The organism is Pseudoalteromonas sp. SG41-5 (genome assembly GCF_014164495.1).
Lineage (GTDB): Bacteria > Pseudomonadota > Gammaproteobacteria > Enterobacterales > Alteromonadaceae > Pseudoalteromonas > Pseudoalteromonas rhizosphaerae.
In genome coordinates, this window is record NZ_JACJFH010000069.1 from 19,794 (window position 1) to 27,204 (window position 7,411).

Sequence of the window (7,411 nt, forward strand, 5' to 3'; positions counted from 1 at the left end):
ATAATACCTAACCATTCACGTTTGTTTTAACAGAAATAATTAACTAAGTCACATAGCTTTTACAATATTTTCAGAATAATTTATGCACCAGCATGGCCGCTGATGCACCAAATTGGTCAGTGGGTGGTGCCAGCCGCGACTTTTACATCTTGTTTTGCAACAATAGCTTCGTTGATCATTACTTTTAACGCGCTTAGCACGGTTTCTTCGCTCATACTCGGTGCGCCATTATGGTGCACAGCTTGGCTTGGTAAATAAGGGATATGTACAAAGCCCCCTTTGATGTGTGGTTCATGCTCATTGATATGATGTAATAGACCATACATAACGTGATTACACACATATGTACCCGCTGTATTAGAAATGGCGGCTGGGATCTCACTTTGTTGCAGTGCTAATAACATGCGTTTGATAGGTAATTGTGCAAAATAAGCAGCAGGGGCATTATTGACGACGGGGTGATCAATGGGTTGCTTTCCTGCGTTGTCTTTAATTCGGGCATCATCAATATTAATCGCGATACGCTCTATGCTTATTTCACTGCGGCCACCGGCTTGGCCGATACATAATACTAGAACCGGATGATGCTGCTCTATGGCTTTATAAAGCACCTCTAATGAGGTATTAAACTCACACGGTAGCTCAAGGGCTATTACTCGGTGCTTAGCGATTAAATATTCGTCGAGTTTGCTTACCGCTTGCCACGACGGATTGAGCGATTCGCCGCCAAATGGTGCAAACCCAGTTATCAATACGCAGGGCATGCTTGATGTCAGTTTAGTCATTAAAAACCACCATATACATTAAAATAATATTGACCGTTAATAAGGCCAGCGCAGTAGGTATTTGCACCTTTATAACATGGTATTTGTCTTTTAGGTCGAGTAATGCCGCTGGAATGATATTAAAGTTTGCTGCCATTGGCGTCATTAACGTTCCACAGTAACCACTGTACATCCCAATTGCTACCAGTGGTGCGGCGCTGGCGCCATGACCTTCGATTAAAAAAGGCATAGCAATACACGCAGTCATTACCGGAAATGCAGCAAACGCATTTCCCATCACCATGGTAAATAACGCCATGCCAACACAATACAGCACCACCAGCATAAAACGATTCTCTGGCGCTATAAATAAAGTAACCAACTCTTTAATTGAGTCTCCTGTTTGCGCCACAATAAACACGCCACCAAGCATTGCTAGCATTTGTGGCAGTATTGCTGCCCAACCGATAGAATCTAGCAGCCGACGGGATTCAGTGACAGCTTCAATCGGATTTCCCCCAGTAATTTTCCAGCCAATAAGTAGCGCAGACACACACGCTATAGTGAGCGATGCGAGAGTTAAATGACGTTGATCAAGTAAGTAATAATCACCAATTGCGATACCATCAAAAGAAACAGTCAGTAATACCGTGATCACGGGTATCATTAATGCGGGAACAAATAATTTATTGCCCAGGCGAGAGGCCGATTGTGTTTGTTGCTGTTCAGTGAGTGGTTGATAACTGCCCATGCTTACTAGGTTTAAGCCCGCTAACAGGGCAATTAATACTACGCTCACACCAACCCATAAATAAGTGTTGGCTTTGCCGAACAAGGCAATCGATACATCACCAAATAAAAAACTGCTACCAAATAACAACCAAAATAATGCTGTAGTGAGCCTTTTTGGATGGTTTTTGTCTTGCAGCGTTCGAACAACTAAAAACATCACAACGAGACCAATTAATAAATAAATGTTCTCAATGGTGATAATTGTAGCGTTTGAGTTAGTTACATCGGTTGTTAGTACTTTACTCATCACACTTCCTGCTGTTTGTAGTGAGCAACAGCCAGAGCTATTTTTGCTTCTAAACGAGATAATCTAAATAAATGAATAATGAGTGCGGCAATGGCGGTCGGAATAGCCCATAAACCAATATGCAGCGGTTCAATACCGGCAATGCCGTTTTCCTTTAAGAAGGCATCCATCAATAGTACAGCACCAAAAGCAATGAAAATGTCTTCTCCAAAGAACATCGCAATATTATCAACGGCAGCTGCATGGGCGCTGATCATGTCTTTTATGGGTTTTGGCAGCTCACCGTGTTTATTGGTCGCGGCACCTAATGCCATGGGGGCTAATAATGGACGAACAGTTTGTGCTTGACCGCCAAGGCTTAATAACCCAAGGGCTGCTGAGCATTCTCGAACGATAAAATACAGGGCTAATATACGTGCGCTGGTGGCACTTTGAATTTGTGCAATCCAGTTTTTCGCATGCTGTTGTAAACCATAGCGCTCTAGCAGTGCGATAACGGGTAAAATAAGAATAAAGCTGGCCAGTTGACGAGAGTTCATAAACTTCTCGCCAAAGGTTTGCAAAAGGGTGAGGATATCTAAATTTACCGCCCAACCAGTTGCAAGGCCAGCAACGGTTACTACAATCAGTGGGTTAAAGCGCAAGGCAAATCCTAGCACAACCACTGGAATGCCAATTAATGGCCAATAATTAAGATCAAACATCATAGTTCCTACACTGTGCTGTGTTTATTATTATTTATTAAGCTGAGCTTTTATTTAGTGATTGGTTATCTGATGCTCAAGTTTTTTAGTGCAATAGTCAATTGTTGTAGGTGAGCGTCAAGTTTTCGCTGCGCAGTATTTGCAGCTGCTAGGTTGACGAATTCAAATATTACAAAGTCACCAGGTTTAAGTTGTGCAAATTGGTGTTGATCCGCACTTATTATAGTACCAAGTAGCGGGTATCCTCCGGTTGTTTGGCCATCATTTAGCAATACGATAGGCTCACCACTGGGTGTTAGTTGGATAGAGCCCGGGCTAACAGCTAAAGAAGGCAATGAATGTGTATGCATTAATTGATTATGCTCAGTACTGAGCCTTACTCCCATACGATTACTTTGCGGACTGACTTGCCATTTCGTCTGGGCAAAAAAATCACTAAATTGTTGTGATAGTAATTGTTGATGTGGGCCTGAATGGACGCGGATCACACTGCGCTTAGCGGGGGCAATCGCACCACGTTGCGGCCAATTGCCATCAAATGGCGTGATTGGGACTTGATCATTGGCTTGTAAAGGCGCGCCCGTTAGGCCACCAAAACCTGCTGCAATATCGGTGGCTGTTGAATTCATCACTGCATGACAATCAATGCCGCCTTTAATTGCGAGGTAGCTGCGAAAACCTTGCCGAGCTGTGGCAAATGTCAGTGTTTGTCCTTGCTCTACTGGATAACTCCAGCCGGGATAAATACTTACTCCATCAAGCTTTGCTTGCATATCAGCGCCATGCAGCGCAATAACAGTGGCACATTGAAACTGTAATTGCGCTAAGCCTAAAGTGATCTCAATAACACTTTGATTATCATCATTGCCCACTAAACGATTGGCAATGATCATTGCATAAGGGTCAAGCGCACCAGATTGGGCAATTCCTAAATGACGATAGCCATGACGGCCGAGATCTTGAATCGTCATTTGCATTCCGGGCTTTATTACGGTGATCATAATACCGACTCCTTAGTAATAAATTGCAGCGTATCGCCTGGTTGTATTGCGCATGGTGGAGTATTTTCACTGTCAAATAATGCAAAATCACTGTGGCCGATAATATGCCAACCACCGGGCGAATCAGCTGGGTAAATCGCGGTTTGATTAGCGCCAATGGCAACCGAACCTTTGGGCACTCGAGTTCGCGGCTGTGCTCTGCGCGGAGTATGTAATTGACTATTCAGACCGTGCAAATATGCAAAGCCTGGCTGAAAGCCTAAAAACAATACTTGATAATGCCCTTGGCTATGTATATCAATTACTTGTTGTGGCGATAAATTGTGATACTCAGCTACATAGTCTAGATCTGGGCCATAGTCACCACCGTATTGGGTAATAATTTTATGATGCTTACCCTGATAGTAGTGCGGATTTATATTTGCCCACCAAAGTGCTAACTGAGCTTGCCAGTGAGCAAGCGAAGTAGGGTCTATTAAATAAACTGTCAGCGAGTTCATTGCGGGTACTACATCTATAAAGGCGTCGCTGGTGTTGCATTGTTGCACTAGTGCCCAGATTTTTTTTTGAATGCTCAGACTGTCATCGTTTAGGGCAGTGGCATCAAGCAATATGCTGTTATTACTGAGGACACTAATAGTTGGAGAGATAGTTTGTTGATCCATAGCCAAATGTATTTATTATTCTTGAATACCTCAAACTAGCATATAACGTATGAAATGTTTATAGCGATGCGACTAGTTAACAACCTTGCAATATTAACATTACCCAGTGTAGCGCAAACACATTAGTTTGGTTATGGAATGTTCTGGACTAATACACGTAAACTAGATATGTGAGTCAGACTATAAAAAACTGTGGCATATCACTCACTATTGCTTAGAGTAGGTGTTTGATAATGCCACAGTTGTTATAACAACTAATGATGTTAGTAGAATGCATTAAGTTATAATAGCTTACTGCTAATTACTTAACAGCCACTCACTGAGCAAGCGCACACCATAACCTGTGCCGCCTGGTGAAATTTCATCTTTTCCTTTAGTTGCTAGTGCATTACCTGCAATATCTATGTGTACCCAACGAGTTTCACCAGCAAAATGTTGCAAAAAGCTGGCGGCCGTTGTTGCTCCGGGGCCACTTGAGCCTAGGTTTTTAAGATCGGCAATGTCTGAACTTAAGGTTTCTTTATATCCCAGCGGTAAGCGCCATAGGTTTTCGTTTACTTGCATTCCAGCTAAAGTGAGTTGCGTAACAAGCGTATCGTCATCAGAAAACACCGCCGCATAATCGTTACCTACGGCTTTGATTTTAGAGCCGGTAAGGGTGGCAACGTCTATCATGATCTCCGGCTTGAAATATTCACGTGCATACCACATTGCATCACTTAATACTAAGCGTCCTTCTGCATCAGTATTAACAATCTCAACGCTTAAACCTTCTGCGGTGCGAACCACATCACCAGGGGCAACAGCGTATTGCGACACCATATTGGCAGCCATACCCATAACGGCAACAATGTTTTTGTCAGCTTTTGCAAGCGCCATTGCTTTGATAGTCCCAAGTACAGCGGCGGCGCCAGCCATATCAGATTTCATACGCGCAATTGATGCGCCTGTTTTGATACTATAACCACCAGAGTCAAAGGTGATCCCTTTACCAACCAGAGCAATAGGGGTCGCGTTTGAGCCTTTGTAATGTGCAACGACTAAGCGAGCGCCTTGTTCGCTGCCACGCCCGACAGCTTCAAGTGCCCCCATACCTAGTTCTATTAATTGCTTAGGCTCTAAAATAGTGATTTCTACACCTAGAGACTCAAGCTCTTTTGCCGCACTAGCAAAGTCAACAGGAGTCATTTCGCTGGCCACTTCTGAGGTTAAATCACGTGCTAAAAACACTCCTGCTTGAATGCTTTCAAGTTCAGAATAGTTACGTTTTGTTTGCTTGGAATTACTAACGTCAAAATGATAACTGACAGTGTGAGTGTTCGGAGTTTGTTTATATTTTTCAAAACGATGGTCGCGTAAATTTGCACCGTGTGCAAAGTGAGCACTAAGTACACTGTTATTGTTTACGCCTTCAACGTCATCGAATGCAACCGCAGCAGTTGTTGTTTTACTGCTCATTAATCGCGCATGAATATTACCACCTAGTTTGGTCATTAACGCTCTATCAAGCTTATCTTGCTTACCGGTACCAACAATTAGCACGCGTTTATAGTCACTATTATAAGGTGCAATTAATTCAACAGTACTGGCGTATTTGCCACTAAAACTTTCATTTTCAATAGCGTGCTGTAATTGAGCATTGAACTTTTTATTGATTGAGTTAAATGCGGTATTGCTCCCATCCTCACTGTAAAACAACACTAATGCTTGTGCATTACTATCAAGCTTGGAAGAAAAATTAAACTCTGCAGCATGGCTTTGCGTACTAAGTGCAAGGGCAATTGATAATGCAGAAAAAGCAATAAGGTTTTTCATGTTTGTACCTTTATTAAATAAACACGTTTTACCTCATTTATTCGCATAGGTTAAGTCGGATTCGGTAAAGCCGCAATAATGAGCGATAAAATAACCCACATTCCTGAAATAATATGTTCTGCTTCAAGGTCTACTAAAATGAAGCAACAAATAGAAAGAGGTAGAGTATGTTGGCAGCAAAGAATTGGCTTAAATTAACCACTTTAACAATTTTGTTCAGTGCGGCAAGTTATGGTGTTTCCCTTAACAATGAAAAAGATAATGATATTCAAGCAACAATGCATTTAGAAACCATGGTACTTGGTTCTGGTTGCTTTTGGGGGGCAGAAAAACGTTATGAAGCGCTTCCTGGTGTAATTGATGCAAAGTCAGGCTATGCAGATGGTAAGGGTTTTAAAGCAACTTATCGTAATATTACCCAATCATCGCGCAAGTTCGATGAAAATAATTACGCTGAAGTTGTTCAGGTTACTTACAATAGCAATATAATCAGTGCTGCAACGTTATTAAAAAGTTACTTTGAAAGTCATGATCCAACGCAAAAAAATCGCCAAGGAAATGATATTGGCACGCAGTACCGTTCAATTATTTTAACTACTACTGAGCAACAAGCTGCACTGGCTGAAGAATTAAAACAGCAGTATCAAGATAAACTAACCCAAGCTGGTTATGGCTCTATAAAAACCATTATAAAACCATTAACGGTATTTTTTCCGGCTGAGGAATATCACCAAGACTACTTAGTTAAAAATCCTAATGGCTATTGCCCTGATCATTCAACAGGCGTTGTTTTTGAAAAACGCAGTGATGATAAAGTTGATAATACGGCTTTACTCGCAGGAAAGCAGATAGTGATCATTGATTCACGAGATTACTGCCCTTATTGTGAAAAACTCAAAAAAGATGTGTTAAATGATTATCAAGGAACCATTGCCGTCACTTATCGTAAAGCCGATCAACTTGATGGTTTAACGATTAAATCAGCGACCTGGGCCACCCCAACAATCTTATTTTTAGAAGATGGTAAAGAGGTTTATGGTCGCCAAGGTTATGTGTCTAGCGAAGAGTTTTATAAAGCACTTGGCGCATTTAAATTAGGGGATAGTGAAGCATATACAGTGGCATTTAAGGCCCGTACAGATAGTCCGTTTTGTAAACAGTACGATATTTTTAAAAATACCCCGGATGGTATTTTTATAGACTAACTCAGTGGTGTACCACTGTTTGATACTCGGGATCGGTTCAAATCGGGCACCGGGTGGCTGTCATTTACTCACCCTATCAAAGACAGTGTGACCATGCATGAAGACAATAGTTACGGTATGCAACGTATTGAAATTAAATCTAAATCTACGGGTATTCATTTAGGGCATTTGTTCCCAGGTGAAGGCCAAAAAGGTGAAGATCGTTATTGTATCAATGC

The 7,411-nt window shown here is 41.8% G+C and carries 6 protein-coding genes and 1 pseudogene; 1 reads left to right on the plus strand and 6 read right to left on the minus strand.

What is annotated here, in order from left to right; all coding sequences use genetic code 11:
* Positions 1-116: 116 nt before the first annotated feature.
* From pcp to H5232_RS16250, 6 genes are all read right to left on the minus strand, one after another.
* Complete coding sequence (gene pcp, locus H5232_RS16225) at positions 117-785, minus strand: pyroglutamyl-peptidase I (RefSeq protein ID WP_220496083.1); 669 nt, start codon at positions 783-785, stop codon at positions 117-119.
* Positions 778-1,803, minus strand: coding sequence for a DUF979 domain-containing protein (locus H5232_RS16230; protein WP_182831196.1), 1,026 nt, complete (start codon positions 1,801-1,803; stop codon positions 778-780). The genes pcp and H5232_RS16230 overlap by 8 nt, the downstream gene beginning before the upstream one ends.
* Complete coding sequence (locus tag H5232_RS16235; RefSeq protein WP_145233413.1) at positions 1,803-2,507, minus strand: DUF969 domain-containing protein; 705 nt, start codon at positions 2,505-2,507, stop codon at positions 1,803-1,805. Before H5232_RS16235 ends, H5232_RS16230 begins: the two co-directional genes overlap by 1 nt.
* Positions 2,508-2,572: 65 nt before the next feature.
* Positions 2,573-3,508 carry a biotin-dependent carboxyltransferase family protein gene (locus tag H5232_RS16240; protein ID WP_149982470.1) on the minus strand — a complete coding sequence of 312 codons (936 nt, stop codon included), beginning with the start codon at positions 3,506-3,508 and terminating at the stop codon, positions 2,573-2,575.
* On the minus strand, positions 3,505-4,173 hold the full coding sequence (pxpB, locus tag H5232_RS16245; protein WP_182719003.1) for a 5-oxoprolinase subunit PxpB: 669 nt from the start codon (positions 4,171-4,173) through the stop codon (positions 3,505-3,507). Before pxpB ends, H5232_RS16240 begins: the two co-directional genes overlap by 4 nt.
* A gap of 297 nt (positions 4,174-4,470) precedes the next feature.
* The gene (locus H5232_RS16250; protein ID WP_182719002.1) at positions 4,471-5,988 is read right to left on the minus strand and encodes a leucyl aminopeptidase; all 1,518 of its coding nucleotides are present in this window, start codon (positions 5,986-5,988) and stop codon (positions 4,471-4,473) included.
* 167 nt (positions 5,989-6,155) lie between these two features.
* Between H5232_RS16250 and msrA the strand changes: the two are divergent.
* A pseudogene (gene msrA, locus H5232_RS16255) lies at positions 6,156-7,411 on the plus strand (peptide-methionine (S)-S-oxide reductase MsrA); the annotation flags it as partial.

Bases quoted from the DNA above. Each gene is read 5' to 3' on its own strand.
- pcp (WP_220496083.1), bottom strand. From the start codon at position 785: ATGACTAAACTGACATCAAGCATGCCCTGCGTATTGATAACTGGGTTT.
- H5232_RS16230 (WP_182831196.1), bottom strand. From the start codon at position 1,803: ATGAGTAAAGTACTAACAACCGATGTAACTAACTCAAACGCTACAATT.
- pxpB (WP_182719003.1), bottom strand. From the start codon at position 4,173: ATGGATCAACAAACTATCTCTCCAACTATTAGTGTCCTCAGTAATAAC.
- H5232_RS16235 (WP_145233413.1), bottom strand. From the start codon at position 2,507: ATGTTTGATCTTAATTATTGGCCATTAATTGGCATTCCAGTGGTTGTG.
- H5232_RS16240 (WP_149982470.1), bottom strand. From the start codon at position 3,508: ATGATCACCGTAATAAAGCCCGGAATGCAAATGACGATTCAAGATCTC.
- H5232_RS16250 (WP_182719002.1), bottom strand. From the start codon at position 5,988: ATGAAAAACCTTATTGCTTTTTCTGCATTATCAATTGCCCTTGCACTT.